The sequence below is a fragment of the Chitinophaga varians genome (assembly GCF_014529945.1).
In the GTDB taxonomy this organism is placed as follows: domain Bacteria; phylum Bacteroidota; class Bacteroidia; order Chitinophagales; family Chitinophagaceae; genus Chitinophaga; species Chitinophaga varians.
In genome coordinates, this window is record NZ_JACVFB010000003.1 from 1,248,134 (window position 1) to 1,266,042 (window position 17,909).

The 17,909-nt window shown below is 50.2% G+C and carries 18 protein-coding genes; 8 read left to right on the forward strand and 10 right to left on the reverse strand.

Features of this window, described 5'->3' with window-relative positions; all coding sequences use genetic code 11:
* The first annotated feature begins 27 nt into the window (after nucleotides 1-27).
* Both radC and ICL55_RS19575 read left to right on the forward strand, forming a co-directional pair.
* Nucleotides 28-735, forward strand: a complete 708-nt coding sequence (gene radC, locus ICL55_RS19570) for a RadC family protein (protein WP_188100295.1) — start codon at nucleotides 28-30, stop codon at nucleotides 733-735.
* Between the two features lie 55 nt (nucleotides 736-790).
* On the forward strand, nucleotides 791-1,762 hold the full coding sequence (locus ICL55_RS19575) for a Gfo/Idh/MocA family protein (RefSeq protein WP_188100297.1): 972 nt from the start codon (nucleotides 791-793) through the stop codon (nucleotides 1,760-1,762).
* 137 nt (nucleotides 1,763-1,899) lie between these two features.
* Here the strand turns inward: ICL55_RS19575 and ICL55_RS19580 are convergent, their stop codons facing one another.
* The 4 genes from ICL55_RS19580 to ICL55_RS19595 all read right to left on the reverse strand — a co-directional run bounded on the left by ICL55_RS19580 (nucleotide 1,900) and on the right by ICL55_RS19595 (nucleotide 6,408).
* Entirely contained in the window at nucleotides 1,900-2,580 is a 681-nt protein-coding gene (locus tag ICL55_RS19580; protein ID WP_188100299.1) for a 2-C-methyl-D-erythritol 4-phosphate cytidylyltransferase, read from the reverse strand.
* Between the two features lie 136 nt (nucleotides 2,581-2,716).
* The gene (gene queA, locus ICL55_RS19585; RefSeq protein ID WP_168871653.1) at nucleotides 2,717-3,766 is read right to left on the reverse strand and encodes a tRNA preQ1(34) S-adenosylmethionine ribosyltransferase-isomerase QueA; all 1,050 of its coding nucleotides are present in this window, start codon (nucleotides 3,764-3,766) and stop codon (nucleotides 2,717-2,719) included.
* 102 nt (nucleotides 3,767-3,868) lie between these two features.
* Nucleotides 3,869-5,617 carry an ABC transporter ATP-binding protein gene (locus ICL55_RS19590; protein WP_188100301.1) on the reverse strand — a complete coding sequence of 583 codons (1,749 nt, stop codon included), beginning with the start codon at nucleotides 5,615-5,617 and terminating at the stop codon, nucleotides 3,869-3,871.
* Between the two features lie 20 nt (nucleotides 5,618-5,637).
* Nucleotides 5,638-6,408: an AMP nucleosidase gene (locus ICL55_RS19595; RefSeq protein WP_188100303.1), complete on the reverse strand. Its 771-nt coding sequence runs from the start codon at nucleotides 6,406-6,408 to the stop codon at nucleotides 5,638-5,640.
* An 85-nt stretch (nucleotides 6,409-6,493) separates the two neighbouring features.
* Between ICL55_RS19595 and ICL55_RS19600 the strand changes: the two genes are divergently transcribed.
* Nucleotides 6,494-6,934 (forward strand): type I restriction enzyme HsdR N-terminal domain-containing protein, encoded by a 441-nt coding sequence (locus ICL55_RS19600; RefSeq protein WP_188100305.1) that lies wholly within the window; start codon nucleotides 6,494-6,496, stop codon nucleotides 6,932-6,934.
* A 138-nt stretch (nucleotides 6,935-7,072) separates the two neighbouring features.
* Here the strand turns inward: ICL55_RS19600 and ICL55_RS19605 are convergent, their stop codons facing one another.
* The 4 genes from ICL55_RS19605 to ICL55_RS19620 form a co-directional block, all read right to left on the reverse strand.
* A complete protein-coding gene (locus tag ICL55_RS19605) occupies nucleotides 7,073-8,491 on the reverse strand; it encodes a Glu/Leu/Phe/Val family dehydrogenase (RefSeq protein ID WP_169228354.1) in 1,419 nt (472 codons plus the stop codon).
* Between the two features lie 40 nt (nucleotides 8,492-8,531).
* Nucleotides 8,532-8,765 (reverse strand): CcmD family protein, encoded by a 234-nt coding sequence (locus ICL55_RS19610; protein ID WP_188100307.1) that lies wholly within the window; start codon nucleotides 8,763-8,765, stop codon nucleotides 8,532-8,534.
* On the reverse strand, nucleotides 8,762-9,424 hold the full coding sequence (gene ccsA, locus ICL55_RS19615) for a cytochrome c biogenesis protein CcsA (protein ID WP_188100315.1): 663 nt from the start codon (nucleotides 9,422-9,424) through the stop codon (nucleotides 8,762-8,764). Before ccsA ends, ICL55_RS19610 begins: the two co-directional genes overlap by 4 nt.
* 144 nt (nucleotides 9,425-9,568) lie before the next feature.
* Complete coding sequence (locus ICL55_RS19620) at nucleotides 9,569-10,231, reverse strand: heme exporter protein CcmB (protein WP_188100317.1); 663 nt, start codon at nucleotides 10,229-10,231, stop codon at nucleotides 9,569-9,571.
* Nucleotides 10,232-10,407: 176 nt separating this feature from the next.
* Between ICL55_RS19620 and accC the strand changes: the two genes are divergently transcribed.
* A complete protein-coding gene (accC, locus tag ICL55_RS19625; RefSeq protein ID WP_188100319.1) occupies nucleotides 10,408-11,898 on the forward strand; it encodes an acetyl-CoA carboxylase biotin carboxylase subunit in 1,491 nt (496 codons plus the stop codon).
* Nucleotides 11,899-11,954: 56 nt separating this feature from the next.
* The gene (locus ICL55_RS19630; protein WP_188100321.1) at nucleotides 11,955-12,437 is read left to right on the forward strand and encodes a GtrA family protein; all 483 of its coding nucleotides are present in this window, start codon (nucleotides 11,955-11,957) and stop codon (nucleotides 12,435-12,437) included.
* Between the two features lie 92 nt (nucleotides 12,438-12,529).
* Here ICL55_RS19630 and ICL55_RS19635 read toward each other — a convergent pair whose 3' ends face one another.
* Nucleotides 12,530-13,099 (reverse strand): thymidine kinase, encoded by a 570-nt coding sequence (locus tag ICL55_RS19635; protein ID WP_188100323.1) that lies wholly within the window; start codon nucleotides 13,097-13,099, stop codon nucleotides 12,530-12,532.
* Nucleotides 13,100-13,188: 89 nt separating this feature from the next.
* On the opposite strand from ICL55_RS19635, the gene ICL55_RS19640 reads away from it, so the two are divergent.
* Nucleotides 13,189-14,100, forward strand: a complete 912-nt coding sequence (locus ICL55_RS19640; protein WP_188100325.1) for a hypothetical protein — start codon at nucleotides 13,189-13,191, stop codon at nucleotides 14,098-14,100.
* Here the strand turns inward: ICL55_RS19640 and ICL55_RS19645 are convergent.
* Entirely contained in the window at nucleotides 14,070-15,329 is a 1,260-nt protein-coding gene (locus tag ICL55_RS19645) for a 3-deoxy-D-manno-octulosonic acid transferase (RefSeq protein WP_188100327.1), read from the reverse strand. The genes ICL55_RS19640 and ICL55_RS19645 overlap by 31 nt on opposite strands.
* A gap of 125 nt (nucleotides 15,330-15,454) precedes the next feature.
* Between ICL55_RS19645 and ICL55_RS19650 the strand changes: the two genes are divergently transcribed.
* The gene (locus tag ICL55_RS19650) at nucleotides 15,455-16,579 is read left to right on the forward strand and encodes a DegT/DnrJ/EryC1/StrS family aminotransferase (RefSeq protein WP_343067827.1); all 1,125 of its coding nucleotides are present in this window, start codon (nucleotides 15,455-15,457) and stop codon (nucleotides 16,577-16,579) included.
* On the forward strand, nucleotides 16,576-17,886 hold the full coding sequence (locus tag ICL55_RS19655; RefSeq protein WP_188100331.1) for a UDP-glucose dehydrogenase family protein: 1,311 nt from the start codon (nucleotides 16,576-16,578) through the stop codon (nucleotides 17,884-17,886). Before ICL55_RS19650 ends, ICL55_RS19655 begins: the two co-directional genes overlap by 4 nt.
* Nucleotides 17,887-17,909 lie beyond the last annotated feature (23 nt).

Consider the following 17,909-nt stretch of genomic DNA (forward strand, 5'->3'; position numbering starts at 1 on the left):
CGTAAATTCGGAGAAATGCCATGAAGTATGTTTGTTAGCCCGAAACCACAACCCCGTGTGGCCATCCCCCAATGGGCGGATGCCGAAAAACCCAGGGAAAAGCTGCTGCAACACGGTGCAGCCACCCTCTCCGATACCGAATTGCTCGCTATTTTACTCCACACCGGCCATAAAAACAAATCAGCGCTGGACCTGGCACGGGAAGTATTGCAGCTGGCACATCATAATTTACCGGAACTGGGCCGTATCAGCGTCCGTAAACTACAGAAGCTGCGGGGCATGGGCAACGCCAAAGCCGTCACCGTCATCGCCGCTATGGAACTGGCACGACGCCGGCAGGCAAGCCCCATCCACAAAAAAACCGTGATCCGCGCCGGTGCAGACGCCGCCCTGTTCTTTAAACCCATCCTGGCAGACCACTCCTTCGAAACCTTCTATGTCATGTTCCTCAACCAGGCCAATAAAGTCCTGAACTACCGCTGTATCAGCACCGGCGGCATGACCAGCACCGTAGTGGACACCCGCATGATCTTCCGCGAAGCCCTGGAAGCACAGGCCTGTAAACTGCTCCTCTGCCACAACCACCCCTCCGGCAGCCTGCGCCCCAGCCAGGCCGATATCCGCATCACCCTGAAAATAAAGGAACAGGGCCAGCTCTTTGATATCGATGTGCTGGACCATATTATCGTATCAGAAACAGGCTACTATAGCCTCGTGGAAGAAGGTGTGATATAAAAATCAAAAAATAACCAAATGTATTTACTTTCGCATTTATTTATTAAGAACCACTATGCTCAAAATAGGAATCTTCGGGGTAGGACATCTGGGTAAAATTCATCTCTCCCAACTTTCAACCATGAAAGATGTGGAAGTAGTAGGCTTCTATGATCCCAGCGACGCCAACGCGGCCAGCGTGGCAGAGCTGTACAACATAACCCGGTACACCACAGCGGAAGAACTGATCCTGGCCGTAGACGCCATCGATATCGTAGCGCCTACCACCCTCCACTATAAATTATGTGAACTGGCCATCCGCAATGGCAAACACATCTTCGTGGAAAAACCCATGACCAACACCATGGAAGAAGCTAAAACACTGGTTAAACTGGTGGATGAAGCCAATATCAAATTCCAGGTAGGCCATGTGGAACGCTTCAACCCCGCCTTCCTCGCATTAAAAGGCTATGACCTGAAGCCCATGTTCATCGAAGTACACCGCCTCGCAGAATTCAACCCCCGCGGTACCGACGTGAGCGTGATCCTCGATCTCATGATCCACGACATCGACATCGTACTCAGTATCGTAAAATCTACTGTCAGCCGTATATCCGCCAGCGGCGTAGCGGTCATGAGCGATACCCCCGATATCGCCAACGTACGCATCGAGTTCCATAACGGCTGCGTGGCCAACCTTACCTCCAGCCGCATCTCCCTGAAAAAGATGCGCAAAATGCGCCTCTTCCAGAAAGATGCCTACATCGGCATCGATTTCCTCGATAAAAAATCAGAAATCATCAAACTGAAAACACCGGAAGACGAAGGCCTCTTTACCCTCGATATCGAAACCAACAGCGGTAAAAAAACCATCGCCATCGATAACCCGGAAGTAAAACAATCCAACGCCATCCGCATGGAACTGGAACTGTTCCGCGACGCTATCCTGCTCAACAAACCCGTAGTGGTAAACGCCATCGACGGCCTGCAGGCAATGGACGTAGCCCATCAGATCCTTGAGAAAATTTCTCGCAAAGAAACAAAGTAAGCAAAGACCGCAAAGTTTTTCTGATCAATATAGCAACAAAGGAGCGGAGATCAAATTAATCTCCGCTCCTTTGTTTTTTCTTTGCCCGTCTATATACGCTCTTTGTTGCTTTGCTCTCTTATAAAACTTTGCGTGCACTACCCGCGCAAATCCAGGAAAGCCTTCGCCAGCAACAGGTCCAACGGCCTGGTGATCTTCAGGTTCGACTCCTCCCCCTGCACCAGATGCACAAAATGCCCGAAATGCTCTACTACGGTAGCTTCATCGGTAAACAACGGATCATAAGGCTGCTCAAAAGCCGGTAATATCAGGGATGATACAAAAGTCTGCGGCGTCTGAACAATGCGGAAACACTCCCGGTCTACCGCCCTGTTATGCTCCCCATTTATCTCCCGGATACTGTCTTTCATATCAATCACCGGAATAGCGCTGCCATGGCTGAACGCAGCCTCATAACAGGTACGGATCAACGCCGGCGATACCAGCGGCCTTACCCCGTCATGAACAAATACCACCCCGTCTCCCTTCACCTGCTGCAATCCGTTTTTCACAGAGTGGAAGCGGGTTTCACCACCCCGCACCATGGTAATGGCCGGAACATTATCAAAAGCCTGCAACACGCTGTTGACATAACTGATATGCTGCTCTGGTAATACCAGCACAATTTCTATATCGGGATAAGCTTCTGTAAAAGCAGTAATAGTATGATACAGTACCGGCTTGCCTGCAAGGTCCATGAACTGTTTGGGTATGGCGCTCTGCATCCGGGAACCGGAGCCGCCTGCCACAATGATGGCTGTTTTTTTTCTATTGCCCATAAAAAAAATTACGAATTACAAATTACGAATTACGAATTGAGGGCTTACTTATCGAAGGTTTACTTAATAACCTTTCTGACAGTAAGCCCTCAATTCGTAATTCGTAATTTGTAATTCGTAATTCCGATAGTCGTTATCAGATAATCAACATGGCGTCGCCATAGCTGAAGAAACGGTATTTTTCTTTGATGGCCTGCTGATAAGCTTCCATGATCAGATCGTATCCTGCGAAGGCACATACCATGATCAGCAAGCTGGTTTTAGGCAGGTGGAAGTTAGTTACCAGCGCATTCGGAATAGCGAAATCATACGGAGGGTGGATAAAGGTGTTGGTCCAGCCTTCTGCAGCTTTCAGGTGGTTCTGCGCAGTTACGGAAGATTCTACGGCACGTACGGAAGTAGTACCGATAGCGCAGATCCTGCGGTTCTCTTCTTTAGCTTTGTTCACCACTTTTACCGCATGTTCCTCGATGTGGAAATACTCAGCATCCATTTTGTGTTTGCTCAGATCTTCTACTTCGATAGGACGGAAAGTGCCCAAACCGGTGTGCAGCGTTACTTCTGCAAATTTCACCCCTTTAATTTCCAGGCGTTTGATCAGCTCGCGGCTGAAGTGCAGACCAGCAGTTGGCGCAGCTACGGCACCTTCATACTTGGCATACACTGTTTGATAACGCTCTTTGTCTTCTTCTTCCGGTTTACGCTTGATATACTTAGGCAGCGGCGTTTCACCCAGCGTGTCAAGCACCTGTTTGAACTCGTCGTCGTTACCCTCAAATAAGAAACGGATGGTACGGCCTCTGGAAGTAGTATTATCAATTACTTCTGCCACCAGTGACTCATCGTCACCAAAATACAATTTGTTACCTACACGGATTTTACGTGCCGGGTCAACAATGACGTCCCACAGGCGATTCTGCTTGTTCAGCTCACGCAGCAGGAAAACCTCAATTTTTGCTCCTGTTTTCTCCTTACGGCCATACAACCTTGCCGGAAACACTTTGGTGTTGTTGACGATCATCACATCCTTGTCATTGAAATAACCCAGGATATCCTTAAATACCTTGTGTTCAATTTTTCCGGTTGCGCGATTAACCACCATTAGGCGTGACTCATCTCTTGTCTTGGAAGGGTGCTGTGCGATCAGGTTTAAAGGGAGATCGAATTTGAACTGTGATAGTTTCATATTACGGTATGAATAAGAAATTTTTAGTGGGTGCAAAGGTACTGATTATTACCTATTCCATCAAAAAATGACATATGAGGTTATTAATCAGCCATATATGCATTACATCCCTTTCGGAATGGCAGCAATGAGCTGCTGCGTGTACGGATGTTGCGGGTGACGATACACTTCATCTGCCGGTCCCGTCTCTACCATTTTTCCTTTCTGCATCACCATCATCCGGTCACTGATAAAGCGCACTACCGACAGGTCATGTGAGATAAAAATACAGCTGAAGCCAAACTCCTCGCGCAACCGGATCAGCAGATTGAGCACCTGCGCCTGTACGCTTACATCCAGCGCCGCCACCGATTCATCGCAGATGATAAAAGAAGGATCTACCGCCAATGCCCGGGCTATCACCACCCGCTGACGCTGCCCGCCGGAAAACTCATGCGGGTAACGGTTAAAATGCTCCGGCAACAGGTTCACTTTCTCCAGTAATTCCAACACCTTCTCTTTCTGCGCCCGCTCACCACCATACAGCCCATGCACCTGCATGGGTTCCAGAATAGCCGCCCCTATGGACTTCCGCGGATTCAGCGAAGCATACGGGTCCTGAAAAATCAGCTGCATATCTTTCCGTAGCGCCCGCATACCGGCGGGTGACAGGCTGCGTAAATCCTGCCCTTTATAAACAATACTCCCTCCGGTTGGTTCTATCAACCGTAAAAGAGATCTTCCCAACGTTGTCTTGCCACACCCCGATTCTCCCACCAGGCCCAGTGTTTCACCGCTCACTACGGTGAAACTGACATCATCTACCGCTTTGTACCATTGCAGCACTTTGCCGGTAATGCTTCTCTTCACGGGAAACCAGGTCTGCAGCCCATGCACCTCCAGCAACGGCGGATTGCCGGCCAGCAACGCCTGGCGGGCTCTCCATTCACGCTCACTGATCACCAGCTTGTTCACCACTTCCGCGATGGCACCAGCCTTTTCCTGAATACGCCCGTCCGCATCGGTCTCCATAAAATCACGGGTCACGGGCAGTCTCGACAGGTGTTTGTCCAACGGCGGCCGGCAAGCCAGCAGCCCTTTGGTATAGGGATGCTGCGGATGCAGAAACACCTGTTGTACCGGTCCCTGCTCCACAATACTGCCTTTGTACATCACCACTACCCTTTCCGCCAGTTCCGCCACTACGCCCAGATCGTGTGTAATAAACAGCACGCTCATATCCATCTGCTGCTGTAGTTCTTTCAGCAGTTCCAGTATGGCTTTTTGTACCGTCACATCCAAAGCGGTAGTGGGCTCGTCGGCTATCAGCAAGCGTGGTTCACAGGAGATGGCCATCGCGATCATGACGCGCTGCTTTTGTCCACCGGACAACTCATGGGGATAACGGTCCATGATAGCGGCAGGGTCGGGCAGTTTCACCCGGGCAAACAGCGCCTTCGCCTGCTCACGGGCTTCCTTCAACGGGATACCCTTGTGCAGCCGGATAGCTTCTGTGACCTGGGCGCCACAGGTATGTAAAGGATTCAGGGAGGTCATGGGCTCCTGGAAGATCATGGCGATCTCATTGCCACGGTAAGCCCGCATGGCAGTATCGGAGAGCTGCACCAGGTCTGTAACCTGACCGTCGGCATGATGATAGAGGATCTTACCGCGGGAAATCTTCCCCGGCGCCTGGATCAGGCGCATTACGGAAAGGGAGGTGACCGATTTTCCGGAACCGGATTCCCCCACTACCCCGATGATCTCTCCCCTGCCTACAGACAGGTTCAGGTGGTTGACAGCTTTAACGGTGGTATCATGTGCATGGAAGGTAACTTCCATGTCTTGTATCTCCAGGCGCGTAGAATGCATGCCCGGAAGATACAACAATTCTAAAAACGCAGGTGCTTCACGGTCTGGTGGCTGTCGATCAGTTTCTGCAGAGACTCAATGCCGATTTTGAGATGACGTTCCACAAATTTGGTGGTCACTTTTTTATCGCTTTCTTCGGTCTTCACGCCTTCCGGGATCATAGGCTGGTCGGATACGAGCAGCAGTGCGCCGGTAGGGATTTTGTTGAAGAAGCCCACAGAGAAGATGGTGGCTGTTTCCATGTCTACGGCCATGGCCCTTACGCGTTCCAGGTACTGTTTGAATTCAGCATCATGTTCCCAGACCCGGCGGTTGGTAGTGTAGCAGGTACCGGTCCAGTAGTCGTGGCCCAGCTCACGGATGGTGGTGGAGATAGCCTTCTGCAACGCAAATGCAGGCAGTGCGGGCACTTCAGCCGGGAAATAGTCATTGGAAGTACCCTCCCCTCGTATAGCCGCAATCGGTAGTATCAGGTCGCCGATGGCATTTTTCTTTTTCAGTCCACCACATTTACCCAGAAACAGTACCGCTTTGGGGTGGATGGCACTGAGCAGGTCCATAACGGTAGCGGCGCCGGGGCTGCCCATACCAAAATTGATGATGGTAATGTCGCCGGCAGTAGCGCACTGCATGGGTTTACCAGCGCCGATCACTTCGACGTTGTTCCATTCGGCAAACATGGTCAGGTAGTTACTGAAATTGGTGAGGAGGATGTGAGACCCAAAGTGGTCCAGCTTTTCACCAGTGTAGCGGGGAAGCCAATTAGCTACAATTTCTTCTTTTGTCTTCATAGCCTTTTGACAAGCAAATATAGGGTTTTATTCGCTATTCTCCATATTATCCCCCTATCTTCGTACCGGCATAAATATCAACGTATTGATCACCATTAACTTTCCACCACCGGATTTCAGGATCAGCAGGGAGCAGGATAAAGAGCTGATTTTTGATCGCTACCGGAAGAAGTTCGTACGACTTACCCCGGAGGAATGGGTACGGCAGAATTTTCTCAACTACCTTGTAAAATCCATGGGATATCCGGCTTCCCTGATTGGGATTGAGCGGGAAATTATGCTCGGGGAACTGAAAAAGCGGTTCGATATTGTGGTATACAACCGCCATATGGAGCCATGGATGCTGATAGAATGCAAGGAAATGAATGTTCCCATCAGCCAGCAAACGCTGGAACAGATTGTCCGTTATAATATGGTGATTCCTGCCACCTATCTGGTGATGACCAACGGTACCCATACCTTTTGCTGTACACATCACGTCGAATCGGGGCAATGGCTGTTTCTCGATGCCCTTCCCGCATTTTGATATTTTGTTATTTTGATATTTTGTTATTTAGCCGGGTTCTTTAGATAAAAGCCTCCAAATAAAAAAGCAGCGAAGACCGCTAAGATCTCCGCTGCTTTTCAAATAGCTAAATTCAAAAATAACCCAATCACTAAATGATCAAGGGAAGATACCCAGTTGCTCGTAAGCAGCACCCACTTTATTGATAGCTACCACGTAAGCGGCTGTACGCATATCATGGATTTGCGGGTTGGCCATCATCACGTCGCGTACTTCGTGGAGGGCAGCGTGCATGGTTTCTTCCAGGCCGGAGTACACCAGGTCCACTTCATCGGCACCGTGTGCGATGAATTTTCTTTCTTTATCAGACACTTTTTTGCCGGTCAGGTCTTCGATGGTTTGCAGAATGTGCATGTTCATGTTTTCATCGAAGCGTTTGCCCAGACGGCCATAACGCACGTGGCTCAGGTTTTTCAGCCATTCAAAGTAAGAAACGGTCACACCGCCGGCGTTCAGGAACATGTCAGGTACTACGATCACACCTTTTTTGTTCAGGATTTCGTCAGCTTCCGGTGTGAGCGGGCCGTTGGCAGCTTCACCGATGATTTTTGCTTTGACGTTAGGAGCGTTATGTTTGTCGATCACATTTTCCAGGGCCGCAGGGATCAGGATTTCGCATTCCAGTTCCAGACCGTCTGTATTTTTATTCAGGTTGGCAGAGCCAGGGAAGTTAATGATAGAGCCGGTTTCTTTTTTGTGTTTCAGCACCGCATCAGGATCAAGGCCATTTTCATTGAAGATGGCGCCATCCCATTCGATGAGGCAGATCACTTTAGCACCTGCTTCGTGGAAGTATTTGGCGGCATGGTAACCTACGTTACCCATACCCTGTACGACTACCCGTTTGCCTTCGATGCCGGTAGTAAGGCCGAGGCGCTCCATGTCTTCCTTGATGTTGCACAGTTCGCGCAGGCCGTAGAACACACCGAGGCCGGTAGCTTCGGTACGTCCGCGTACGCCACCCTGAGATACCGGTTTACCGGTAACACAGCCGTAGCCGTCGATTTCACCCGGACGGAGGCTCATGTAAGTATCCAGGATCCAGCTCATTTCTCTTTCGCCGGTACCATAGTCAGGGGCCGGAACGTCTGTACCGGGGCCGATAAAGTTTTTCTTTACCAGTTCAGCGGTATAACGACGGGTAATCGCTTCCAGCTGGAAGGGAGTATAATTGCGGGGATTGATTTTGAGACCACCTTTAGCACCACCGAAAGGCACGTTTACGATCGCGCATTTGTAGGTCATCAGGGAAGCCAGTGCCATCACCTCATCCTGGTTCACTTCATCGCTGAAGCGGATACCACCTTTACAAGGCAGTTTGTGATGAGAGTGCTGTACACGATAAGCTTCAATTACCTGTACACCATCGCCGATTCTTACCGGAAATTTGATCTGGTAAACGGCGTTACAAGCCTTGATTTGCTCCAGAATACCCTTGTCCCACTTCGTGAATGCTGCGGCTTTGTCGAAACTTCTTTCCACACTCTGGAAAAAGCTATAATGCTGATCTTGCGACATAATATGTATTGTTTTGGTATAACGATTAGATTATCACGGATTATTTTTTGTCCCGCTGCTCCAGCTTGCTGATCTTTCTGTCCAGGTTAATGAGGAAGAGTACGATGCCCAGGAAGATGATCACTAAAACGCCCACGATCACATATATCTTGTCATTGCTGCGGAAGAACTCATTTAAAGCTCCTTTCTCTGTATCCTGTTGTTGTGCATTTGCCAGTACAGACACCAGCAGGAGGGTGAGTGTCAGGCAAAATGAAAACGCTCTGTTGATCATTTAAAAATATTTTTAAGCTCTAATTTTTTATAGCGGACCAGCAGGGTGTAAATCCACACGCTCAGGAGCGTCCAGCCAATAAAGGCAGGGTACAGTACCAATTTCATACCGCCATCCGTATCTTTTGAAGCAAATCCGGGCGTAGAGGCACTTCCCGGATGGAGGGAGTCCACCATGCGGGGAATGATATACGTCAGCGGGATGAGCAGGGCGAAAGCGAAAATATTGAACACCGCGGAGATACGGGCCCTTTTATCAATATCATGAATAGAGATGCGCAGTACCAGATAAGCCATATAAATCAGGATGGCGATGGCCGTGCATATCTGTTTGGGATCGTCTGTCAGTGTACCGCCCCAGGTATAGGTAGCCCAGAGAGAACCGGTGGCAAAACCCAACACGCCAAAAAAGGCGCCTACCCGTGCAGCACTGGAGGCATATACGTCTCTTTTCAGATCATATTTTGACAGGTAAAGGAGGGAATTGACAACAGAGATGGTGAACATGGTATACATACATATCCACATTGGCACATGAAAAAACAATCCACGGGATGATTGTCCATTGGTTCCTATGATTGGTATTTTGATAGTGAACCCGGCGATAATTACATAAATCAGAAGCAGTATCGCTAATGCTTTCCACCAATGTCTGGCCATTTTTTAACAGCTATATTCCGGGGCAAACCTACACGTTTTATCCTTAATCGCAAAGATTTTACGCGATTTTAAGTTTATCCAAAATCCTGAATTACCCGTTAAAATCCGTTTATATAAGTAGCGGAAATATTCGATATTTCGAAATCAGTCTTTCCACAGGAAGGGGAAGAGCACCATGGTAAGGGCAATGGTGAGGAGGTCCATCCCCCCCAGCAGGAGAAACATCTTGGGGAGTCCCGGCTGATATACCGTGACAAATGCCGATAAAGACACATTGGCCAGCAACATCAGCATGGGCATCATGAGCGGGAAGCCCATCACCGCCATCAGGGCCGCGTTATGGTTGGCCTGGGCCGCAATGGCCGCCAGTACCGTAAACAACAAGCTCAGGCTCGTACCGCCCAACAGCACGATCCCTACGAAATACCCGGTGTTATGAAGCGGATTGCCCAGGAATGTAAAGCTGCACACCAGCGCGATGATGCTCATGAGCATCATCAGGATAACATTAAAGATAAGTTTGGCAGCAATGAAGACCCTCGGCGGCACCAGGGAATAGAAATACAACAACCGGCCCCTGTTTTCCTGCATGAAGCTTTTGGCGATCGCATTCACCGCCACAAACAGCTGTATCACCCAGAAAAGGGCGTTCCACAACTTATCGTCCGGCTTGCCCATCATCAGGTTGATCACGAATACGGTGGAGATGATGTAAAGCAGCACGCCATAAAAGGCGTATTGCTGCCGCAGCTCCAGCACCAGGTCTTTCCGGACGAGGGTATATATTTGGTGGACGGTTTGTTTCATCCGGCGAAATTACGAAGAACCAATTATGAATGACAGATTACGAATGACGAATGACGAATTAGGGGGCCACTGATAGCACAGTTATTAAATAAACGCGCTGTGAGGAAGCCCTCTATTCGTAATTCGTCATCCGTAATTCGTAATTGCTTATATTAGCTGCTTGTTAAAATTTTTGCATGAAAAAGATCCTGGTAGCCAATCGTGGAGAAATAGCCTTACGTATCATGCGTTCTGCGCGTGAGATGGGAATTAAGACAGTCGCCGTTTATTCTGAAGCCGACCGCACCATGCCTTTTGTGCAGTATGCTGATGAAGCGGTGTGTATAGGGCCTGCCCCATCCAGCCAGTCATACCTGCTGGGGGAGAAGATCATAGCGGTGGCCAAAGAAAGAGGCGCAGATGCTATCCATCCGGGCTACGGGTTTCTGAGCGAGAATGCGCGTTTCGCGCAACAGGTGACCGATGCCGGTATCACCTTCATCGGTCCTGCTGCCGCTTCTATAGAGGTGATGGGCAGCAAACTGGCCGCCAAGCAGGCCGCACAAAAGTTTGGGGTGCCTATGGTGCCCGGCACCGAAACACCGCTTCGCAGCGTGGAAGAAGCGCGGGAAGTGGTGAAAAAAACCGGTTTTCCTATCCTGATCAAAGCTTCCGCCGGCGGTGGCGGTAAAGGCATGCGCGTAGTCAACGTTCCGGAAGAACTGGAAGAACAGATCCGGCTGGCTAAAAGCGAGGCCCTCAGCGCCTTTGGCGATGATGCCGTTTTCATCGAAAAATATGTAGGCGCTCCCCGTCACATTGAGATACAGATACTGGGCGATCAGCATGGCAACTGTGTATACCTTTTTGAACGGGAATGCTCTATCCAGCGCCGCCACCAGAAACTGATAGAAGAAGCACCCTCCTCCGTATTAACGCCCGCCATCCGGGCCGCCATGGGCAAATGTGCGGTAGATGTGGCCAAAGCCTGTAACTATTATGGAGCGGGCACGGTGGAATTCCTGGTGGACGAGCAGCTGAATTTCTATTTCCTGGAGATGAACACCCGCTTGCAGGTAGAACATCCCGTGACAGAGCTGATCACCGGCCTCGATCTGGTGAAAGAGCAGATACGCGTGGCCCGGGGCGAAAAACTGTCGTTCTCACAGGAAGACCTCACCATCAACGGACATGCCATAGAACTGCGTATATGCGCCGAAGACCCGGCCAACAACTTCCTGCCGGACACCGGCTGCCTGGAAACCTACGTACGCCCGCAGGGCTACGGTGTACGGGTAGACGATGGCTACGAACAGGGCATGAACATCCCCATTTTCTATGATCCGATGATCGCCAAACTGATAGCCTGGGGCAGCACCCGCGAAGAAGCCCGCCACCGGCTGATCCGGGCCATCGAGGAATATCAGGTGAAAGGCATCCGCACCACCCTGCCTTTCGGCCACTGGGCACTGCAGCAGCCTGCGTTTATTGAGGGTAATTTCGATACCAATTTTATCAATAAATATTATACGCCGCAAGCCTTGCTGGAAGAGCGTCCTGAAATAGACAAACTGGCCGCCATCCTGGCTGCACAAGTGTGGCAGCAACAAAACGTAGCTTTACAGTCAGCGACCGGTTATGAAAAACAGCCCTCATCTGCCTGGAAAAAAAGAAATATGTTAAGATAAGTTTAAATAGGTCGGCAAAAATTTCGAAAACGACTAACTTTGCGCCAGCTTTTAACATGTTACGCAGGATCATTCTACAAATAATCGACTTCTTCTATCAGCCGTTTGCCCGGGTAATGCCCCGGCAGACATTCCGCTATCTTGCCTGTGGTGGCGGAAATACCGCGATGGATATCCTTTTATACTTTATCTGTTACAATTTTGTGCTGCACAAGGAGATGATCCATCTCCCGTTTATTGATATCAGCGCACATATTGCTGCCCTGTTTATGTCGATGGCAGTGACTTTCCCTACAGGCTTCCTTCTGAGCAAGTACGTGGTGTTCTCGGATTCCAATATCCGGGGCCGTGTACAGTTGTTCCGTTATTTCCTGCTGGTGGGTATCTGTATCCTGCTCAACTACTTCCTGATGAAGCTGTTCGTAGACAGGCTGCACTTCTATCCTACCGTGGGCAAGATCTTCACCACCGCGCTGGTGGTCATTTTCAGCTACCTTACCCAGAAAAAATTCACTTTTAAGGTAAAACAAACCGCATAACGGGTCCCGGGGCGGAAGCCATGGGCTAAGATATTATAAAGCGTATGGCCGGTCTCTGAGAGACCGGCCATACGCTTTATTTCCGGGCGTTGTTATTTTACTTCGTAGTAGCAGTGCCTGCAACGGGGCTCGTACAGGTCTTTTTCGCCCAGCAGCAACGTTTCTGTTGACGCAGATTTGCGGAAAGAATAGTTGGCGATATTGCCGCAGCACACGCAGATGGCGTGCAGCTTTGTGATATAATCGGCTTTGGCCAGCATAAATGGTATCTGCCCGAAGGGCTTACCGGTATAATCCATATCCAGTCCGGCCACGATCACACGGATACCCTGCAAGGCCAGCTGGTCGCATACGTTAGGCAGCTCCGCGTCAAAAAACTGTGCTTCATCGATGCCCACCACATCTACGTCCTGGGCCAGCAGCAGGATCTGCTGCGAGTTTTCTATCGGCGTGGAAACAATCTTATTCTCATCATGTGATACAATGCTCCCTTCCTCATAACGTGTATCTACCACCGGTTTAAAGATTTCTACCTTTAAGTTGGCAATACGGGCACGTTTCAGGCGGCGGATGAGCTCTTCGGTTTTCCCCGAGAACATAGAGCCGCAAATTACCTCGATCCAGCCCCTCCGTCCTCCTGCAAGAGAAGGTTCAATAAACATATTGTATTATTTTGATTATTAATTAATTAAAATACGCTAATTTTATCCAAATAAAATAATTCCTATCACTAAGCGTTAACAATTAAGGCATGGAAAAAATAAATGCATTAATTGAGAAGTTACAGGAATTGAAAAATTCCGGTGCAGACCTGCAGGCGATATCCTACTATGTACAGTTGCTGCAGGCGGAGGTGTTGTATGTGCGTAGCAAACAACAGCGACAGGAGATGCAGAGCAGACAAGACATTGCTGTGATCATGCCTGTGCAGCCACCTGTATCCGTACCGGTTACAACCGCAGCGCAAACTACAACATTACCGGCAGATAAACCGGAAGTACCGGCTGCAGGTTATCCACAATCCGCTGTGGCAGCAGATCCTGTTCCTTCCAAACCGGAACCGGTGATAACGGCTCAGCCCATTCCCACACTGGCCGCCACCACGCCGCTCCCTGCCAGGGAACCATTGCAGGAACCTGTTTTCCAGGACCCGCCTGTAAAAGAAAAAGAAAAGGAAAAAGAGAAGGAGAAAACACCCGCCCCCGCCACCCTGTTTGATCAGACAGAGGCCCCGGCTCCTGTTCCACCTCCCCCTCCGGCTCCTGCCCCCACACCAGCGCCGGCACCTGCAAAATCACAGGCAGTGCCCGATACCAACGGTATCCGCAAAGACCTGAACGATCTCGTGGGCAACCACAGTGGCCTCTCCCTGAACGACCGCCTGCGGCAGCAACAAACGGAAGTAGCCCAGAAACTGGGTGACATGCCGGTAAAAGACCTGCGCGCAGCCATTGGTATCAACGACAAATACCAATTCATTCAGGAACTGTTCCGCGGTGACACCGACCTCTACGAACGTTCTGTCAAAACCATTAATGAATGTAACACCCTGCAGGAAGCCGATTATTGGATACAGCGGGAAATCAAGATCATTCAGGGATGGCAGGATGAGCATCACCTGGTGAAACACTTCTATTCTTTGCTCAGGAAACGTTTCTCCTGAATGTATTGCAGAATTTTTTCGGTAGCCCCTTTGTTGTCCATCACGTAGTTGCCCGCTATGGAAGCGGTTTTCTCATAAAAAGCAGGCTCGCTAAGCAATCTCTTCATATAGTCATCGAGGTTAGTAAGCCCCGATACTACCAGCGCGCCTTTCAGTTCCACCAGCTCCACCGCTTCAAAGTATTTGCTGTATTCCGGCCCGATGATCACCGGCATATGATATACTGCCGGTTCCAGCAGGTTATGGATACCGTCTTTCCCGAAGCCACCGCCCACATAAGCAATATGAGCATAGCGGTACAGGGTGGTGAGCATACCAATATTATCCATGATCAGCACATCGGCGGGAGCCGTGCCCGCCCGGAGCGCTGAATAGGTAACCGCTGTGGGGAAAAGGGCTTGTATCTGCCGGATATGTGCTTCGTGGATTTCGTGGGGCGCGATGACCAGCTTCATGCCCTGACCGGCCGTTTGCTGCCACCAGGAAGCCAACAGCTGTTCATCTTCCGGCCAGGTACTACCTGCTACCAGCAGGTGGCCATTGCCAGCAAACTGTTCTATCAGCGGCAGGGATGTTTGTTCCGTAAGCAGCGCCGCCACCCGGTCGAACCGCGTGTCACCGCTGATGCTGGCCGTTGAGATACCGATGCCCTGCAACAAGCGCAGGGAGCGCTCGTTCTGGACAAAGATATGGGTCAGTTGCCGCAGCAGTTGGCGGAACATGCCGCCATAGCCTTTGAAAAAGACCTGGTTTTCCCGGAAGATACCAGACACGAGCAGCACGGGTATTTTTCGTGTATACAGCTCCGTGAGGAAGTGATACCAGAATTCGTATTTAATAAAGATGGCCAGCGCCGGCCGGGCGATGTCGATAAAGTCGCGCGCATGACGGCGGGTATCCAACGGCAGGTAACACACATAGTCAGCGCCGGGATAGTCTTTTCTGACCTCGTATCCGGAGGGAGAAAAAAATGTTAACAAAATTTTATAGGCAGGATACTGACGGCGGAGCTCCTCCAGTACCGGCCGGCCTTGTTCAAACTCTCCGAGGGAGGCAGCATGCACCCAGATCAGCGGGTGCTGGCCGATACCGGCCTGCTGCATCCGGGAACGCCAGTGTTGACGGCCATTCAGCCATAAAGATGCCTTCTTTTTACCGCCCATGGCTGCCAGGCCTACTCCTGCCCTGTACAAACGGATACCTGTATTATAAATCGCCTTTGCTAACATTCGCCTGCGTACTTTTACTGAAATTTAATCGTCCTGCAAAGATAATCCCCACCCAATCCCAAAATTTGTAAATTTGCACACTTTAAACAAAATAAAAATATACATATTATATGGTGCCTATTCAGATGGTTGACTTGAAACGCCAGTATACGAAGATTAAACCGCAAGTGGATGCTGCCATCCAGGAAGTACTGGAAAGTGCCGCTTTTATTAACGGCGGGGCCGTGCAGAAGTTTGCGGAAGAGCTGCAGCAATATCTGGACATCAAGCATGTGATCCCATGCGCCAATGGCACCGATGCCTTACAAATCGCGATGATGGCACTGGACCTGCAGCCCGGTGACGAAGTGATTACCCCTTCTTTTACTTTCATTGCTACTGCGGAAGTGATAGCGCTCCTGCAACTGAAGCCTGTATTTGTGGACGTGGACCCGAAGACTTACTGTCTCGATGTGGCTGCCGTAGAAAAGGCGATCACGCCTAAGACGAAAGCGATCGTGCCGGTACACCTCTATGGCCATGTGGCAGACCTGGAGCCGCTGATGGCTGTTGCCGCCAAACACAATCTGTATGTGATTGAAGACAACGCACAGGCCATTGGTGGCAATTACACCCTGGCAGATGGCACCGTGAAGAAAGCCGGTACTATCGGTCATATTGGCTGTACTTCCTTCTTCCCTTCCAAAAATCTGGGATGTTATGGCGACGGCGGCGCGCTGTTCACCAACGACGATGCCCTGGCTGCCAAAATCAGAATGGTGGCCAACCACGGCCAGTCAGCCCGTTACTATCACGATGTGGTAGGCGTTAACTCCCGCCTCGACTCCGTGCAGGCAGCAGTATTACGCATCAAACTGCCGTTGCTCGATGAATACATCAACGCCCGCAGAGCCGTAGCAGACGCCTATGACGCTGCTTTCGCCGATATGCCGCAGATCACCACGCCATATCGTGCCGCCAACAGCTATCATGTGTTTCACCAATATACGATCCAGTTGAACGGAGCAGACAGAAACCAGCTGCAACAATACCTGGCAGAAAAACAGGTGCCATCCATGATCTATTACCCTGTACCGGCCCACCGCCAGAAAATGTTCGGGCATTTTGGCAGTGCAGCCTTTGATTTACCCGTAACCGATAACCTCACCACCAAGGTGATTTCCTTGCCGATACACACTGAAATGGACAAAGATCAGTTAGATCACATTATTCATTCTGTCAAATCATTTCTAAACCATCCCCCAGCATGAAGATTACAGTAGTAGGCACCGGTTATGTAGGGCTGGTAACAGGCACCTGTTTCGCAGAAACAGGCAACGAAGTTACCTGCGTAGATATCGATGTCAACAAAGTAGCGAAATTGTCCGCCGGCCAGATCACCATTTATGAGCCGGGACTGGAAAAACTGTTTGAACGCAACCTCAAAGAAGAACGTTTGTTTTTCACCACCAGCCTGGAAGACGGCATCCGCGATGCGGAAGTTATTTTCCTGGCGCTGCCCACACCGCCTGGTGCAGACGGTGCTGCCGACCTGTCTTTTGTACTGAAAGTAGCAGACCAGCTGGGCAAACTGATGACCGACTATAAGGTGATCATCGACAAAAGCACCGTACCTGTAGGTACCGCTGAAAAGGTAACCGCAGCTATTGCACAAAACTGCAAAACACCTTTTGACGTGGTCTCCAATCCGGAATTCCTGCGTGAAGGCGTGGCTGTTGACGATTTTATGAAGCCCGACCGCGTAGTCATCGGTACCAATTCCGAAAGGGCCCGCAAAATCATGGGTGAGCTCTATGCTCCTTTTGTAAGGCAGGGCAACCCGATCATATACATGGATGAAAAATCCGCTGAGCTGACCAAATACGCCGCCAACTCATTCCTCGCCACGAAGATCTCTTTCATGAACGAGATCGCCGTGCTGTGCGAAAAACTGGGCGCCGACGTAGACATGGTGCGCAGAGGCATTGGCAGCGACGACCGTATCGGAAAAAGGTTCCTGTTTCCCGGTATCGGTTACGGCGGCAGCTGTTTCCCGAAAGACGTACAGGCCCTGGTAAAATCTTCCCAGGATGCCAACTACGACTTCCGGATACTGAACGCCGTGATGGACGTCAACGAAAAACAGAAACTGTTTTTGCTGCCTAAGATAAAAGCCTTTTTTAACAACGACCTGAAAGGCAAACATTTTGCTTTATGGGGGCTGGCATTCAAACCCAATACAGACGATATCCGGGAGGCACCCGCATTGTACATCATCGATGCCTTGCTCGCTGCCGGCGCTACCGTTACCGTGTTCGATCCTGAAGCCATGGAGAATGTACGGCAGGTAGTAGGCGACAAGATCACCTATGCTGAACATCAGTACACCTGCCTGGACAAGGCCGATGCATTGATCATTGCCACAGAGTGGAGTGTGTTCAGAACACCGGATTTCAATAAGATCTCCGCAGCCCTGAAACACAAAGCCATCTTCGATGGCCGTAATCTTTTTGAAGTAGCGCGTATGAGGGAAATGGGATACCATTATGAGAGTGTGGGCCGTGCTGCCATTGCTTAACGATCACCACATACCTTGAATAC

What these genes read in the sequence shown, in the direction of transcription:
- radC (WP_188100295.1), top strand. Translation starts at nt 28, where the DNA reads ATGTTTGTTAGCCCGAAACCACAACCCCGTGTGGCCATCCCCCAATGG.
- ICL55_RS19655 (WP_188100331.1), top strand. Translation starts at nt 16,576, where the DNA reads ATGAAGATTACAGTAGTAGGCACCGGTTATGTAGGGCTGGTAACAGGC.
- ICL55_RS19650 (WP_343067827.1), top strand. Translation starts at nt 15,455, where the DNA reads ATGGTTGACTTGAAACGCCAGTATACGAAGATTAAACCGCAAGTGGAT.
- ICL55_RS19590 (WP_188100301.1), bottom strand. Translation starts at nt 5,617, where the DNA reads ATGCATTCTACGCGCCTGGAGATACAAGACATGGAAGTTACCTTCCAT.
- ICL55_RS19575 (WP_188100297.1), top strand. Translation starts at nt 791, where the DNA reads ATGCTCAAAATAGGAATCTTCGGGGTAGGACATCTGGGTAAAATTCAT.
- ICL55_RS19645 (WP_188100327.1), bottom strand. Translation starts at nt 15,329, where the DNA reads ATGTTAGCAAAGGCGATTTATAATACAGGTATCCGTTTGTACAGGGCA.
- accC (WP_188100319.1), top strand. Translation starts at nt 10,408, where the DNA reads ATGAAAAAGATCCTGGTAGCCAATCGTGGAGAAATAGCCTTACGTATC.
- ICL55_RS19580 (WP_188100299.1), bottom strand. Translation starts at nt 2,580, where the DNA reads ATGGGCAATAGAAAAAAAACAGCCATCATTGTGGCAGGCGGCTCCGGT.
- queA (WP_168871653.1), bottom strand. Translation starts at nt 3,766, where the DNA reads ATGAAACTATCACAGTTCAAATTCGATCTCCCTTTAAACCTGATCGCA.
- ccsA (WP_188100315.1), bottom strand. Translation starts at nt 9,424, where the DNA reads ATGGCCAGACATTGGTGGAAAGCATTAGCGATACTGCTTCTGATTTAT.
- ICL55_RS19635 (WP_188100323.1), bottom strand. Translation starts at nt 13,099, where the DNA reads ATGTTTATTGAACCTTCTCTTGCAGGAGGACGGAGGGGCTGGATCGAG.
- ICL55_RS19630 (WP_188100321.1), top strand. Translation starts at nt 11,955, where the DNA reads ATGTTACGCAGGATCATTCTACAAATAATCGACTTCTTCTATCAGCCG.
- ICL55_RS19605 (WP_169228354.1), bottom strand. Translation starts at nt 8,491, where the DNA reads ATGTCGCAAGATCAGCATTATAGCTTTTTCCAGAGTGTGGAAAGAAGT.
- ICL55_RS19620 (WP_188100317.1), bottom strand. Translation starts at nt 10,231, where the DNA reads ATGAAACAAACCGTCCACCAAATATATACCCTCGTCCGGAAAGACCTG.
- ICL55_RS19610 (WP_188100307.1), bottom strand. Translation starts at nt 8,765, where the DNA reads ATGATCAACAGAGCGTTTTCATTTTGCCTGACACTCACCCTCCTGCTG.
- ICL55_RS19595 (WP_188100303.1), bottom strand. Translation starts at nt 6,408, where the DNA reads ATGAAGACAAAAGAAGAAATTGTAGCTAATTGGCTTCCCCGCTACACT.
- ICL55_RS19640 (WP_188100325.1), top strand. Translation starts at nt 13,189, where the DNA reads ATGGAAAAAATAAATGCATTAATTGAGAAGTTACAGGAATTGAAAAAT.